The organism is uncultured Flavobacterium sp. (assembly GCF_963975515.1).
Taxonomy (GTDB): Bacteria; Bacteroidota; Bacteroidia; order Flavobacteriales; family Flavobacteriaceae; genus Flavobacterium.
In genome coordinates this window covers 74,278-89,315 of the sequence record NZ_CAXBGY010000007.1, presented here as the reverse complement: position 1 = coordinate 89,315, position 15,038 = coordinate 74,278, and the positions used below count along the sequence as shown (strand labels likewise).

The 15,038-nt window shown below is 30.4% G+C and carries 17 protein-coding genes; 13 read left to right on the top strand and 4 right to left on the bottom strand.

What is annotated here, in order from left to right; genetic code table 11:
- Nucleotides 1-2: 2 nt before the first annotated feature.
- From AAC008_RS09445 to AAC008_RS09430, 4 genes are all read right to left on the bottom strand, one after another.
- Nucleotides 3-932 carry a YihY/virulence factor BrkB family protein gene (locus AAC008_RS09445; RefSeq protein WP_339889004.1) on the bottom strand — a complete coding sequence of 310 codons (930 nt, stop codon included), beginning with the start codon at nucleotides 930-932 and terminating at the stop codon, nucleotides 3-5.
- Between the two features lie 4 nt (nucleotides 933-936).
- Complete coding sequence (gene nadC, locus AAC008_RS09440) at nucleotides 937-1,794, bottom strand: carboxylating nicotinate-nucleotide diphosphorylase (protein ID WP_339889002.1); 858 nt, start codon at nucleotides 1,792-1,794, stop codon at nucleotides 937-939.
- 104 nt (nucleotides 1,795-1,898) lie between these two features.
- Nucleotides 1,899-2,510: a thioredoxin family protein gene (locus tag AAC008_RS09435; protein WP_339889001.1), complete on the bottom strand. Its 612-nt coding sequence runs from the start codon at nucleotides 2,508-2,510 to the stop codon at nucleotides 1,899-1,901.
- Nucleotides 2,511-2,520: 10 nt separating this feature from the next.
- Nucleotides 2,521-3,054 (bottom strand): TlpA disulfide reductase family protein, encoded by a 534-nt coding sequence (locus AAC008_RS09430; RefSeq protein WP_339888999.1) that lies wholly within the window; start codon nucleotides 3,052-3,054, stop codon nucleotides 2,521-2,523.
- A gap of 116 nt (nucleotides 3,055-3,170) precedes the next feature.
- Between AAC008_RS09430 and AAC008_RS09425 the strand changes: the two genes are divergently transcribed.
- The 13 genes from AAC008_RS09425 (at nucleotide 3,171) to AAC008_RS09365 (ending at nucleotide 15,025) form a co-directional block, all read left to right on the top strand.
- Nucleotides 3,171-3,743 (top strand): pentapeptide repeat-containing protein, encoded by a 573-nt coding sequence (locus AAC008_RS09425; protein ID WP_339888998.1) that lies wholly within the window; start codon nucleotides 3,171-3,173, stop codon nucleotides 3,741-3,743.
- Between the two features lie 209 nt (nucleotides 3,744-3,952).
- Nucleotides 3,953-5,353, top strand: coding sequence for an anthranilate synthase component I family protein (locus AAC008_RS09420; protein ID WP_339888996.1), 1,401 nt, complete (start codon nucleotides 3,953-3,955; stop codon nucleotides 5,351-5,353).
- Nucleotides 5,354-5,432: 79 nt separating this feature from the next.
- Complete coding sequence (locus AAC008_RS09415; RefSeq protein WP_339888994.1) at nucleotides 5,433-5,996, top strand: aminodeoxychorismate/anthranilate synthase component II; 564 nt, start codon at nucleotides 5,433-5,435, stop codon at nucleotides 5,994-5,996.
- Nucleotides 5,997-6,076: 80 nt separating this feature from the next.
- Nucleotides 6,077-7,069 (top strand): anthranilate phosphoribosyltransferase, encoded by a 993-nt coding sequence (trpD, locus tag AAC008_RS09410; protein WP_339888993.1) that lies wholly within the window; start codon nucleotides 6,077-6,079, stop codon nucleotides 7,067-7,069.
- Nucleotide 7,070: 1 nt separating this feature from the next.
- Entirely contained in the window at nucleotides 7,071-7,859 is a 789-nt protein-coding gene (gene trpC, locus AAC008_RS09405; protein WP_339888991.1) for an indole-3-glycerol phosphate synthase TrpC, read from the top strand.
- Between the two features lie 26 nt (nucleotides 7,860-7,885).
- Nucleotides 7,886-8,497 (top strand): phosphoribosylanthranilate isomerase, encoded by a 612-nt coding sequence (locus AAC008_RS09400; protein WP_339888989.1) that lies wholly within the window; start codon nucleotides 7,886-7,888, stop codon nucleotides 8,495-8,497.
- Entirely contained in the window at nucleotides 8,481-9,668 is a 1,188-nt protein-coding gene (gene trpB / locus AAC008_RS09395) for a tryptophan synthase subunit beta (RefSeq protein ID WP_339888988.1), read from the top strand. Before AAC008_RS09400 ends, trpB begins: the two co-directional genes overlap by 17 nt.
- 40 nt (nucleotides 9,669-9,708) lie before the next feature.
- Nucleotides 9,709-10,470, top strand: a complete 762-nt coding sequence (trpA, locus tag AAC008_RS09390) for a tryptophan synthase subunit alpha (protein WP_339888986.1) — start codon at nucleotides 9,709-9,711, stop codon at nucleotides 10,468-10,470.
- A gap of 93 nt (nucleotides 10,471-10,563) precedes the next feature.
- Nucleotides 10,564-11,124, top strand: a complete 561-nt coding sequence (locus AAC008_RS09385) for an NfeD family protein (protein ID WP_339888984.1) — start codon at nucleotides 10,564-10,566, stop codon at nucleotides 11,122-11,124.
- Between the two features lie 9 nt (nucleotides 11,125-11,133).
- On the top strand, nucleotides 11,134-12,681 hold the full coding sequence (locus AAC008_RS09380; RefSeq protein ID WP_339888983.1) for an SPFH domain-containing protein: 1,548 nt from the start codon (nucleotides 11,134-11,136) through the stop codon (nucleotides 12,679-12,681).
- Between the two features lie 149 nt (nucleotides 12,682-12,830).
- Nucleotides 12,831-13,352 carry a CIA30 family protein gene (locus tag AAC008_RS09375; protein WP_339888982.1) on the top strand — a complete coding sequence of 174 codons (522 nt, stop codon included), beginning with the start codon at nucleotides 12,831-12,833 and terminating at the stop codon, nucleotides 13,350-13,352.
- A gap of 50 nt (nucleotides 13,353-13,402) precedes the next feature.
- Nucleotides 13,403-14,035, top strand: a complete 633-nt coding sequence (locus AAC008_RS09370; RefSeq protein ID WP_339888980.1) for a hypothetical protein — start codon at nucleotides 13,403-13,405, stop codon at nucleotides 14,033-14,035.
- A gap of 42 nt (nucleotides 14,036-14,077) precedes the next feature.
- Nucleotides 14,078-15,025, top strand: a complete 948-nt coding sequence (locus AAC008_RS09365) for a tRNA-dihydrouridine synthase family protein (protein ID WP_339888979.1) — start codon at nucleotides 14,078-14,080, stop codon at nucleotides 15,023-15,025.
- The last annotated feature ends 13 nt before the right edge of the window (nucleotides 15,026-15,038 follow it).

Below are 15,038 nucleotides of genomic sequence, written 5' to 3'. Positions count from 1 at the left end.
TGTTAAATATATAAATTTTTTCTTTTCAATTTGTTAATTGCTGCATTTAATTCGAATCCTAATAAAAGAACCATACAGTTAATCCATATATAGAACATAAGAACAAGAAGCGTGCCAATTGAACCATATAATTCGTTATATCTAGCAAATTTTTCTACATAAATACCAAAAACATAAGAGGAAAGTATAATTAAAATTGTAGTAAATATTGCTCCTGAACTAATGAATTTAATTTTTGCAGTTTCCTTTGTTCCATATTTATATAAGGTAGAAGTCGTAATTAAAATCATTAAAATTACAAATGCATATCTTCCCCATTCAATTAATGAAATATTGTCTGAAAAGAAGTCTTGAATTTTAATTTTCTGTATAAAAACCTCAAAAACAATTATAGCAGCAACAGTTATTAATAAAAGTAGTGAAAGAATCAATGATAAGGCTAATGAAATTAAATATTGTTTAAAATAACTCCTTGTTAATGTAATATGTTCTGACATTTCAAAACCTCCTAAAATTGCATTTACACCATTAGTCATTAAAAAAATAGAAAGTATAAAACCACTTGATAATAAACCCTGATAACTATTGCTTAAAATATCCACTATGATTTTATCTATAGCTTCAAAAGTATTTGGAGGTACATTTTGAGCAATAAAATTAATAAAATCGACTTGAAAATCTTTTATAGGAATGTAAGGAATCAAATTCAGAATAAATAGTGCAAAAGGAAATAAAGCCATAAAAAAACTAAAAGCAATAGCACTTGCTCTATATGAAAATGCTCCTTTGAAAATTCCCAAAATATATAATTCAAGAATATCATACAATGACATTCCCTCAACTAAAGACTTCATTTTTATCCCCTTAGTTAATTGAACCAATTGTTTAATAACTGGAATTTTTTTGAGTTTCTCTTCTATTATTTCTGACATAAATTTACAAAGCCTTTAAGCTTAAATCTAAGTTATAAACCGAATGCGTTAAAGCTCCAGATGAAATAGTATCAACACCACACAAAGCATATTCGCGAATGGTTTTTTCATTGATATTTCCTGATGATTCTGTTAGACATTTATCACCAATAAACGCTACGGCTTTCTTAGTAGTTTCAAAATCAAAGTTATCTAATAAAATACGATAAACGCCACCAGCTTCTATAATTTGTTCGACTTCATTCATATCTCTTGCTTCTACAATAATTTTTAAGTCTTTATTATTGTCTTTTAAATAATGTTTAGTTTTTTCAATGGCTTGAGCAATTCCTCCAGCAAAATCAATGTGATTGTCTTTTAGCATAATCATATCATATAAAGCAAATCTGTGATTTTCTCCACCACCAATTTTTACAGCCCATTTTTCTATAGCTCTAATTCCTGGTGTTGTTTTTCTAGTATCTAATATTTTTGCTTTTGCATCACCAATTAAATCGACAAACATTCTAGTTTTTGTAGCAATTGCACTCATTCGTTGCATTGAATTTAATACCAAACGTTCCGCTTTTAAAATGGATTGCGATTTTCCCGAAACATGAAAAACGATGTCTCCGTATTTTACTTTTTCACCATCATTTATAAAAGTTTCAACTTCCATATCAGAATCAACGTAGTTGAAAATCATTTTGGCAAATTCGACACCAGCTATAATTCCATCGTCTTTGACTAAAAGTTTAGCTTTCCCTTGTGCTTCTTTTGGAATACAAGCTAAAGAACTGTGGTCACCATCACCAACGTCTTCTCTAATGGCATTTGAAATTATTATATCTAATTCTGTATTAAATTGTGCTTCTGAAATCATTTTTGTAATTTTAATAGTGCTAAAATAAGCAAAAGTTTTACTATTAAAATAAAAAACCACGCAAAAAGCATGGTTCATTATTCAAATTTTTAGGTTTTTTATAGTTAAGCTTTAATGGAACAACCAATAGCTTTAGTAGTTTTAACTTCTATTTCTTTTCCTTTTAAAAGTGAATTTACTGCATCTTCAACATATTTTGCTTTCACTTCTTTTTCATCTTCATGATTATCGTCAATTGCTCCAATATATTTCACTATATTTCCTTTAGCTGTTTTCTCTAAAATATAAACATGAGGTGTCTTTGTTGCACCATATTGAGGATAAATTTTTTGTCCATCATCAAATAAATAAGGGAAAGTAAATCCTTTTTCTTTTGCTCTAACAATCATTTTGTCAAAACTATCATCTTTGTTTTTTTCTGGATTATTAGGGTTAATTGCAATCACAGGATATCCTAATTTCTTGTATTTTTTATCCATAGCAATAATTCTATCTTCATATGCTTTTGAAAATGGACAATGGTTACATGTAAAAATCACGATAAACCCTTTAGCATCTTTATAATCTTTTAAAGAAACCATTTTGTTGTCAATGTTTTTCAAAGAAAAATCTGTGGCAACATCACCAATTTCATAACCTGCAGCTGTATCTTTTGTTGTAAAGGCAAAAACAAATACACCAATTAATCCCAATAGAGCAATTCTAAATTTTTTCATTTTTTCTAATTTAATTTACAAACGATTTAACTTCTTTTTCTAATTCTTCATATTCAAACGATTGTTCATAAAACTTTCGTTCGTTTTTATTAACTATTAACGTAGCCGGAATAGCTCCAGACCAATCTTTATCTATTTTTTCAATCCAACTGTTGGCATCTGGATCATTTAATAATATTACTTCAACATTCATTTTTTTCTTTTCTAAAAATGGCAACAAACTCTTTTCAACAGATTTAGAAAAATCCAAACTCACTAAAACCAATTTAAAAGGTTTGTCTTTGTAAGTTTCTTGTAATTTTATAAAACTTGGCAATTCTGCAATACAAGGTGCACACCAAGTTGCCCAAAAATTATAAACATAAGTGGTATCATTTTCAATTGACATGTAAGTTTCTAATCCTTCATAATCAAAAGATTTTACTTCGTAATTGGCACTTTTATATATTTTCAAAGGTTTTGGAATTTCACTTTCTTGAGCTACTGATATAAGTCCAAAAAAGATAAAAAACACAAAGGATAAAATTGAAAACGAAAACTTCATATACTACTTATTTAATTTCAAAATTAATCAATTCAATAATTAGTAGCAGTCACTTTAACATAACTTTATTGTAAATTCTTCGCTTCAAAAAGCTTATTTTTACCAAAATTATTAAAATGAGTGATTACATAGTTGGAGAAAAATATGAAGGCAAAACTTTTGAAGAAGCTGACATAAAATACAAAGAATTTGAAGATTGTCAATTCGTGAATTGTGACTTTACAAGTTGTACTTTTCAAAATGAAACCTTTGTAGATTGTACGTTTACAGATTGTAATTTCAAAAATACTAGAATCAATTATGTTTCTCTTCGTGATGTTTTATTCATAAAATGTAATTTTACAAGCGTGAATTTTGCCATGACAGACCAAGTTTTATATCATTTTAATTTTCAAGATTGCATTTTAGATTATGCTCAGTTTTACAAACTGAAGCTTAAAAAAATGCGTTTTGACAATTGCAGTATGGTTGCTGTTGACTTTATGGAAACCGATTTAACTGAAAGCATTTTCAACAATTGCGATTTAAGAAGAAGTGTTTTTAGCAACACTATTGCTAATAAAGCAGATTTTTACACCAGTTATAATTACGTTATTGATCCAGAAGTTAACAAACTTAAAAAAGCTCAATTTTCTGTAGATGGCTTAAGAGGTTTATTGGAAAAATATGATTTAGTTATAAGAGATTAAAATAAAATTTGCTTTTTACAATTTACTTTCTATATCTTTGTGGAACAATAAAAGAACATGAACACAATTTTAAATATTACTTGGTGGTGGAACAACTTACTTCAAACGACGTGAGCAAATCCTCCTATAGTATAATTTAATCAAATACATATAAAGGCTTGTCAATCACGACAAGCCTTTTTTTATTGCAAAATTTTAAAATACAATTAATGAAAACATATAAATTAAATACCAACTACAAACAAATTCTAGCAGATACAATGACTCCTGTTAGTGTTTATTTAAAAATTAGAGATAAATTTCCGAATAGCATTTTACTAGAAAGTTCTGATTATCATGGAAATGAAAATAGTTTTTCTTACATCTGTTTCAATCCAATAGCTTCTATAAAAGTTGAATATCAAAAAATTGAAACTAATTTTCCTGATGGTTTTTCTGAAATTATTCCTATTGATAATCACGTTAATGTTCCAAATGAAATCGAACGCTTTTCAAAACAATTTAGTACCGATGAAAACAAATTCAAATTCATTACACAAGGTCTTTTTGGTTATATTGCTTATGATGCGATTCAACATTTTGAAAAAATAGAAATTACAGAAAAGTCTACTGAAAATAAGATTCCAGAAATTTATTATGCTGTTTATCAGAATATAATTGCGATAAACCATTTTAAAAATGAAGCATACATATTCTGTCATTCATATGAAAATATAAACAATACTGACGAAATCCAACAATTGTTGCAAGCGAAAAACTTTGCCTCTTTTAACTTTACGAAAAATGGTGAAGTAGTATCAAATTTAACGGATTCTGATTTTAAAAATTATGTGACTTTAGCCAAAAAACATTGCCAACGTGGAGATGTTTTCCAATTGGTTTTATCAAGACGTTTTTCGCAAGATTTTAAAGGTGATGAGTTCAATGTTTATCGTGCTTTAAGAAGTATCAATCCTTCTCCTTACCTATTCTATTTTGATTATGGAAATTTTAAAATATTTGGGTCTTCGCCCGAAGCGCAATTAGTTATTAAAGATAATCATGCAGAAATTCACCCAATCGCTGGAACTTTTAAACGAACAGGAAATGATGAAGATGATGCCATTTTAGCCAAAAAATTAAACGAAGACAAAAAAGAAAACAGCGAACACGTTATGTTGGTTGATTTAGCCAGAAACGATTTAAGCAGAAGTTGTAACGAAGTGAAAGTTGAGAAATATAAAGAAGTCCAGTTTTTCTCTCACGTGATTCATTTAGTTTCTAAAGTAACCGGAAAATTAAAACCCAATCATCCTTTTATGGAATTGGTTGCAAAAACGTTTCCAGCTGGAACTTTATCTGGTGCTCCAAAACACAAAGCCATGCAATTAATCGAATCAATCGAAAAAACAAATCGTAGTTTTTATGGAGGAGCGATAGGATTTATGGATTTTGAAGGTAATTTTAATCACGCAATTATGATTCGAAGTTTTTTGAGTAAAAACCATACCTTACACTTTCAAGCTGGAGCTGGAATTGTAGCTGATTCATCAGAAGAAAACGAAACACAAGAAGTTTATAATAAATTAGGAGCTTTGCAAAAAGCTTTGGATTTAGCAGAAAATATTTAATAATTAAAAAATTGAATGATTTAAAGATTAGCTAATTTTTCAATCTTTTAATCCTTCAATCTTACAATAAAAATAAAAAATGAAAATAGTAGTCATAGATAATTACGATAGTTTTACTTATAATTTAGTCCATTATTTAGAAGATTTGAATGCAGAAGTTACCGTTTTTCGTAACGATGAATTTGAATTAGATGAGCTAGAAAAATTCGATAAAATTTTACTTTCTCCTGGGCCAGGAATTCCAGATGAAGCTGGTTTATTAAAAGATGTAATCAAAAGATATGCTAAAACCAAAAGCATTTTTGGAGTTTGTTTAGGTTTACAAGCCATTGGTGAAGTTTTTGGTGGAACATTAACAAATTTAGAAAAAGTCTATCATGGTGTGGCAACAAAAGTCACGCAAACTGAAGACGATTTTATTTTCAATGATTTACCAAAAGAAACCGAAGTGGGTCGTTATCATTCTTGGGTTGTTTCAACAGAAAACCTTCCAGAAGATTTAATCGTAACTAGCATTGATGAAAACGGACAAATTATGTCTATGAAACATAAAACTTATGATGTTCGAGGTGTGCAATATCATCCAGAAAGTGTTTTGACTCCAAACGGAAAAAAGATATTAGAAAATTGGCTTTTGAATTAGTGCTCAGTGTTCAGTAGTTAGTATTCAGTCAATAAAAAATAAAATTAGCATCGAGAGATGCTGAAATAAATTCAGCATAAATGAAAACCATATTAAATAGATTAATCAATCACGAAATACTTTCTAAAGCAGAAGCCAAAGAGGTATTAGTCAACATATCAGAAGGAAATTACAATCCAAGTCAAATATCAGCATTCTTAACTGTTTACATGATGAGAAGCATTACCATCGAAGAACTTTCAGGTTTTCGTGAAGCTTTGTTGGAATTGTGTATTCCAGTAGATTTTTCAGCTTACAACACTATTGATTTATGTGGAACAGGTGGTGATGGAAAAGATACGTTCAACATCTCAACTTTAGCTTCATTCATAGTCGCTGGAGCAGGAATTAAAGTCGCAAAACACGGAAATTACGGAGTTTCTTCTATTTCAGGTTCTAGTAATGTGATGGAAAAAATGGGTGTAAAATTCACGAATGACGTTGACTTTTTAACCAAATCAATCGAGGAAACAAACATTGCAATTCTTCATGCACCTTTATTTCACCCAGCCATGAAAAATGTAGGTCCAATTCGAAAAGAATTAGGAGTTAAAACCTTTTTTAACATTTTAGGTCCAATGGTAAATCCATCCTTTCCAAAGAATCAAATGGTTGGTGTTTTTAGTTTAGAATTAGCTCGAATGTATGCTTATTTATACCAAAACACTTCAACTAATTATAGCATTTTACATGGATTAAGTGGTTTTGACGAAGTTTCCTTAACAGATGATGTAAAGATAATTTCAAATCATTCAGAGCAAATTTTAAAACCTATAGATTTTAACTTTCAACCTATAAAATTAGAAAGCATAAAAGGAGGAAATACAATTGATGAAGCAGCAAAAATTTTCCATGACGTTATTTCAGGAAAAGGCTCAGTCGAACAAAATAATGTAGTTTGTGCAAACGCTGCTGTTGCCATTCAAACTATAGAAAAATCAAGTTATGAAGATGCTTTAGCCAAAGCACAAGAGAGTTTGAAAACTGGTAAAGCATTCGGAAAATTAAATCAATTAATAGCTTTAAGTAAATAGGATGAATATTTTAGATAAAATAATAACCGACAAAAAAAGAGAAGTTGCTTTAAAGAAAAGCATCATTCCTGTTTCCCAATTAGAAGCTTCCGTTTTATTTAATGGACGAACTAATTCGATGGCTAAATTGCTAAAAAACAGTTTGTCAGGAATTATAACAGAACACAAACGTCGTTCACCTTCAAAATCAGTTATTAATAACAATCATTCTGTTGAAGATGTTGTTTTAGGCTATCAAAATGCTGGTGCTTGTGGAATTTCAGTTTTAACAGATGGGAAATATTTTGGTGGAAGTTTAGATGATTTGCTATTAGCCAAAGCTTCTGTAAACATTCCATTATTGCGAAAAGAATTTGTGATTGATGAATATCAAATACTAGAAGCAAAAGCCAATGGTGCTGATGTAATTCTTCTAATTGCAGCAGTTTTAACTCGTGAAGAAATTAAACATTTATCAAAATTCGCTCAAAGTTTAGCTTTAGAAGTTTTGTTAGAAGTTCACAATCAAGAAGAATTAGAAAAATCGATTATGCCAAGTTTAGACATGATTGGTGTCAACAATAGAAATTTAAAAACGTTTGATGTGAGTTTAGATTATAGCAAAGAATTGGCAACTCAAATTCCAGATGATTTTGTAAAAGTTTCGGAAAGTGGTATTAGTTCAGTTGAAGCTGTTAAAGATTTGCAAAAATTTGGTTATCAAGGCTTTTTAATGGGAGAACATTTTATGAAAACCGATAATCCAGGAAAAGAAGCAAGTGAATTCATCCGAAAAGTTTCTTTGAAATGAATAAGATAAAACTAAAAATCTGTGGCATGAAATATTCTGAAAACATTCAGGAAATTGCTACTTTAAAACCTGATTATTTGGGTTTCATTTTTTGGGATAAATCAAGTCGAAAGTTTGATTTAAAAGAACTTCCAAAACTAGATTCAAACGTAAAAAAAGTAGGCGTTTTTGTAGATACAAGTCTAGAGGAAATTCAAACTAAAATCAAAACCTTTCAATTAGATGCTATTCAATTACATGGAAACGAATCAGTTGAATTTTGTGCCAATTTAAAGAATGAAAAAGTAGAAATTATTAAAGCCTTTTCAATAAATAATGACTTTGATTTCAGTGAATTAAAAGCCTATGAAAATGTTGTTGATTACTTTCTTTTCGACACCAAAGGAAAATTACCTGGTGGAAACGGAACAACTTTCGATTGGCAAGTTTTAAAAAATTACAACTTACAAAAACCTTTCTTTTTAAGCGGTGGAATTGGTTTAACCGAAATATCAAAAACAAAAGAATTCCTTGATTCTGATTTATCTAACTATTGTTACGCCATTGATGTAAACAGTCGTTTTGAAACAGAACCTGGATTAAAAAACAAAAATGAATTAGAAAAGTTTAAAAAATTGCTAAATGAAAACAAAATATAACGTAGACGAAAACGGATTTTATGGAAAATTTGGAGGTGCTTTCATTCCTGAAATGTTGTACCCAAACGTAGAAGAATTAAAAGAAAATTACTTAAAAATAATGAACGAGCCTTCTTTCAAAGAAGAATTCGATGATTTATTGAAACAATATGTTGGGAGACCTACTCCACTCTATTTTGCAAAACGTTTATCTGAAAAATACAACACAAAAATCTATCTAAAAAGAGAAGATTTATGTCACACTGGTGCTCATAAAGTAAACAACACAATCGGGCAAATTTTAATGGCAAAACGTTTAGGTAAAACCCGAATTATTGCTGAAACTGGTGCTGGTCAACATGGTGTTGCTACTGCAACCGTTTGTGCTTTAATGGGTTTAGAATGTATCGTTTACATGGGTGAAGTAGACATTAAACGTCAAGCTCCAAATGTGGCTCGTATGAAAATGTTGGGTGCAACAGTTCGTCCTGCAACTTCGGGTTCAAAAACCTTGAAAGATGCAACGAATGAAGCAATTCGCGATTGGATTAATAATCCTGTTGACACATTTTACATCATCGGTTCTGTTGTTGGACCTCATCCTTATCCGGATATGGTGGCAAAATTTCAAAGTGTGATTTCTAAAGAAATTAAAATTCAATTGAAGGAACAAGAAGGAAAAGAAAATCCAGATTATGTAATTGCTTGTGTTGGTGGTGGAAGTAACGCTGCAGGAGCTTTCTATGAGTTTTTAGAAGATGAATCGGTAAAATTAATCGCTGTGGAAGCAGCAGGACATGGAGTGGATTCTGGGGAAAGTGCCGCGACTTCTGTTTTGGGAAAAATCGGAATTATTCATGGAAGTAAAACGCTGTTAATGCAAACTGAAGACGGGCAAATCACTGAACCTTATTCTATTTCTGCAGGTTTAGATTATCCTGGTGTTGGACCATTACACGCACATTTACATGAATCTAATCGTGCTGAATTTATTGCCATTACCGATAAAGAAGCGATGCAATCAGGTTTAGAAATTTCAAAAATGGAAGGCATTATTCCAGCTATTGAAACGGCTCATGCTTTTTCTGTTTTGGATAAAAAACAATTCAAACCAACAGATATTGTTGTAATCAATTTATCAGGAAGAGGTGATAAAGATTTGAATACGTATATCGATTATTTCGGGTTTTAAAAATTAAACAGCAAGGATCGAGAGATTTAAAAAAAATAAAATGAACAGAATAAACAAAACTATACAACAAGATAAAAAACTGCTTTCTATCTACTTTACAGCAGGTTATCCTAAAATAAATGATACAGTTTCCATTCTTCAAGAATTGGAAAAAAATGGTGTGGATATGATTGAAATTGGTTTGCCTTTTTCTGACCCTTTAGCAGACGGACCAACAATTCAGGAAAGTTCGACTATTGCGATTGAAAACGGAATGACGACTTCGCTCCTATTTGAACAATTGAAAAACATTCGCGAAAGCGTAAATATTCCTCTAATAATTATGGGATATTTCAATCCGATGATGCAATTTGGAATGGAAAAATTTTGTCAAAAATGTGCAGAAGTTGGTATTGATGGTCTAATCATTCCCGATTTGCCTTTATACGTTTATGAAAATGAATACAAAGACATTTTTGAAAAATATAATTTGAAAAACGTTTTCTTAGTCACACCTCAAACCTCAAATGAACGTATTACTCAAATTGATGCTATTTCTGATAGTTTCATTTATATGGTAAGTTCAGCTGCTGTTACAGGAAGTCAATCTGGTTTTGGTGATGAACAAATGGATTATTTTAAACGAATTTCAGATTTAAACCTAAAAAATTCACAAATCGTTGGTTTCGGAATTAAAGATCATGAAACATTCTCTCAAGCTACAAAACATCAAAAAGGTGCTATTATTGGAAGTGCTTTTATTAAGTTCTTAAAAGAAAACCCTATTTCAGACATCAAAAACTTTATTAAGACAATATTTTAAATAATTGACTTTAAGAGTATTAAAAATAAATTTTTAGAGTATTGTAACTTATTGTAAAACTTATCGTATAATTACAACAACCAAACTTTAATTATGGACTTTTTAGAAAACTATGAACCTTTACTAAAAGCTTTCTGGTACATTGCGTTGCCTGTCAGTTTATTTTTTGGACTACAAACTATTATGACATTTGTAGGTTTAAGCGGTGGAGAAACCGATATGGATTCAGACGGTGGAGATGGTGGCGATATGCCTTTTGAAATCTTTACTTTAAGAAACTTAATCAATTTCCTTTTAGGATTTAGCTGGACTGGAATTTCATTTTATGATTCCATCGAAAGTAAAAATGTATTGATTATTGTTGCTGTTCTTGTCGGACTTTCATTTGTTGCCATTTTCTTTTTTATCATCAAGCAAGTATTAAAATTATCTGAAGATAATAGCTTTAAGATTGAAAATGCACTCAACAAAACAGCCGAAGTCTATTTAACTATTCCAGAAGCAAAATCAGGAAAAGGAAAAGTACAAATTAGCATCAATGGAGCATTTCATGAATTAGATGCTATGACACTTTCAAACGAAAAAATTCCTTCCAGTGCTGCTGTAAAAGTTGTTGCCATTGAAGATAACCTATTAATTGTCGAAAAAATCTAAACTAAACTTATGACTCAAATTATTATTATTGTTGTTGCCGTATTTGTCGTTTTTGTAACATTCTTAACTCTTATTTCTCGTTACAAAAGATGTCCATCCGATAAAATACTTGTAATTTACGGACGAACTGGTGGAACTTCTGCTAAATGTGTTCACGGTGGTGGTGCCTTTATTTGGCCAGTAGTTCAAGATTACCAATATTTAGATTTAAAACCTATTTCTATAGAAGCCAACTTAACTAATGCTCTTTCACGTCAAAATATTCGTGTCGATGTACCTTGTCGTTTTACGATTGCTATTTCTACAGAAAGTGAAAGTATGAATACTGCTGCTGAACGTTTATTAGGACTTTCTCCAGAACAAATTCAAGAATTAGCTAAAGATATACTTTTTGGACAATTACGTTTAGTAGTTGCAACCATGACAATTGAAGAAATTAATTCTGACAGAGATAAATTCCTAGAAAACATTTCTAAAAATATTGATTCAGAATTACGTAAAATTGGTTTAAAACTAATCAACGTTAACGTTACCGATATCAAAGATGAATCAGGATATATTGAAGCATTAGGAAAAGAAGCTGCTGCAAAAGCAATAAACGAAGCTAAAATTTCTGTGGCTGAACAAGAAAAAATTGGAGAAACTGGTAAAGCATTAGCAGATAGAGAAAAAGACGTTCAAATTGCTGAAACACATAGAGATCGTGATGTTAAAATTGCGATTACCAATAAAGATAGAGAAGTAAGTATTGCTTCTGCTTTTAAAGATGAAAGTATTGGTAAAGCTGAAGCATTAAGAGATACACGTGTAAAAACATCTGAAGCAAATGCAATTGCAATTCAAGGAGAAAATGAAGCTAAAATTGCCATTGCAAAATCTGAAGCGACAAGAAGAGAACGTGAAGCAGAGGCCTTACGTATCGCTTTAGCTTCTGAAAAAGTACAGAGTGCAAAAGCTTTAGAAGAATCTTATGTAGCGGAACAAAAAGCCGAAGAAGCTCGTGCTGAAAGAGAACGTTCAACACAAAATGCTAACGTTGTAATTCCGGCTGAAATTGCTAAACAAAAAGCAATTATTGATGCGCAAGCTGAAGCTGAAAAAACCAGAGAATTAGCAAAAGGAGAAGCGGATGCCATCTTTGCAAAAATGGAAGCTGAAGCAAAAGGTTTATATGAAATCTTAACAAAACAAGCAGAAGGTTACCGTGAAGTAGTTAGTGCTGCTGGTGGTGATCCAACAAAAGCCTTCCAATTATTGTTAATTGAAAAATTACCTGAATTGGTTAAAACACAAGTTGAAGCGGTTAAGAACATCAAAATTGATAAAATCACTGTTTGGGATTCTGGAAATAATGCTGATGGAAACGGTTCAACGGCTAACTTTGTATCAGGAATGATGAAAACAGTTCCACCATTAAATGATTTATTCAACATGGCTGGATTAAATTTACCAACATATTTAAAAGGTGATGATAAAGCTGAAACAGTAAAACCAACAAATGTTGCAAACACAACTGATGTTTCTGATGACATCACTCCTACTGAAGAAGTAAAATAAAATTTAAAACTTTTATAATTTATAATCCCAAATTCAATTTTGTTTTTGGGATTTTTTTCGTTTAAAAAACACATTTAAACAAACTATAAATACCTGTTAATTGCTTTAATTCTCTATTACAGATTAGTACCTTTAATAAAAATAACGTTATGATTAACTTACTATTTTTAATTTTAGCCATGAACACAACAATGATTTACGATTTCAATAAAGATTCTTCTTCAAAAGATTGGCTTACTGTTGATGATGGTGTAATGGGTGGTTTATCTCAAGGAAAATTTTCTATTGATGCAGAAGGAAACGGTGTTTTTAGCGGAACAGTTTCTATTGAAAACAATGGTGGATTTTCATCTGTTCGTCATCAATTTGATAAAATTAAAACCACAAAAGACAGCAAAATACTTATTCGATTAAAAGGTGATGGCAAAGACTATCAATTTAGAATTAAAGATAAATCAAACTCATATTATTCATATATCACGACTTTTAAAACCACTGGAAAATGGGAAACTGTCGAAATAAAATTAAGTGATTTATATCCTTCTTTTAGAGGTAGAAAACTAAATTTACCTAATTTCAACAGTGATTTTTTTGAAGAAATTGTATTTTTAGTAGGCAACAAAAAGAAAGAATCGTTTCAATTGGTTTTAGATAAAATTGAGTTGAAATAACTTAGATTTCTAATTTATTTGGCTATTTTTGATACATAATATTATCAAAAATGTTTACAGTTAGAAAAAACTATTTTCTTTTAATTCTACTTATTTGTTTCTATGGCTTTTCTCAAGACCAAGAAGCAACAATCTTTTTTAAAGATGGTGATTCCATTCAAGGATTTGCTATGATTAAAAATGAGAAAATAAAATTCAGAATTTCTCTTGAAGACAAACCGGATTCTTGGGATTATGAAAGTGTCTCCAAAGTTGATTTTTACGGGTTTAACATTAAAAAAACATACGAATATATAAAATTAAGTAAGCATGATAAAAAACCAAAGCTTATTGAAGTTTTAATCAAAGATGAAGTGTCTTTATATTTAGAAACTATTTATACTTATTCATCAACTGCTTCAAATTCAGGTCGTGGAATAGTACCCTATTATGGAAGTGGTGGCATAACAAAGGAAGTTATTAAAGAAAATCATTATGTAAAACGAACCACAGATGAATTTCCAACTTGTATCAACTGCTATATTTTAGGAAGTTGGAAAAAGAAAGCCTTAGAGTATTTTAAGGATTGTCCTGGTTTAATCAAAAAGATTAATAATCATGAATTAAGAGAAATTCATTTAGTAGATATCGTTTATTTTTATAATGATTATTGTGTTGATGAAGAAGAAATTTTAGAAGATTAAAATCAATTCCTTTTCTACTATCTTTGCGATTCAATTTTGAACATGAGTCCTACCCTACTTTCATCACCTTTACAAGGTTTTACCGATTTCCGATTTAGAAATGCGTTTCACAAATACTTTGGAGGCATTGATACTTTTTATGCTCCTTACATTCGTTTAGACGGAAAATTGGTGATTAAAAATTCGTACCAACGCGATTTGCAGTTGGAACATAATGATACTTTAGAGTTGATTCCACAAGTTATGACCAATGATGCTGATGAGTTTTTGTTTGTGGTGAAATACATTCAAGAATTGGGTTACAAAGAACTGAATTGGAATTTAGGTTGTCCTTATCCAATGGTGACTAAAAAAGGAATGGGTTCTGGTTTAATCTGTGAACCGACAAAAATTGACCATATTTTAAATCGTGTACACAATGAAACGGATGTAATTGTTTCGATGAAAATGCGAATGGGTTACGAAAATCCTGAAGAAATTTTAGATGTTTTTCCGATTTTGGATAAATATCCTTTGAAGAATATTGCTATTCATGCTCGAATTGGAAAGCAATTGTATAAAGGTGGTGTCAATTTAGAGGCTTTTCAACGTTGTACCGAAAACACCAAACACAAATTGTATTACAATGGTGATATTACTTCTGTAGCCAAGTTTAAAGAAATGCAAGAGCTTTTTCCAAGTATTGATCATTTTATGATTGGTCGTGGCTTAATTGCTGATCCTTTTTTACCTAGCATGATTAAAAATGACACGACAGAATATCCAAAAGACAGATGGAACATTTTTAACGAATTCCACGATACGATTTACCAAGAATACGATGCAGCTCTTTCTGGACCAACTCCTATAAAAATGAAGATGTTAGGTTTTTGGGAGTACTTTTCTACTTCGTTTTCCAACCCACAAAAGACTTTTAAAAAGATTAAAAAAGCCCAAAGCCCAAGAGCTTACCAAGAAGCTGTGAAGGAGATTTTTAATAGTGAGAAGTAGTTTGTGAGGGTTT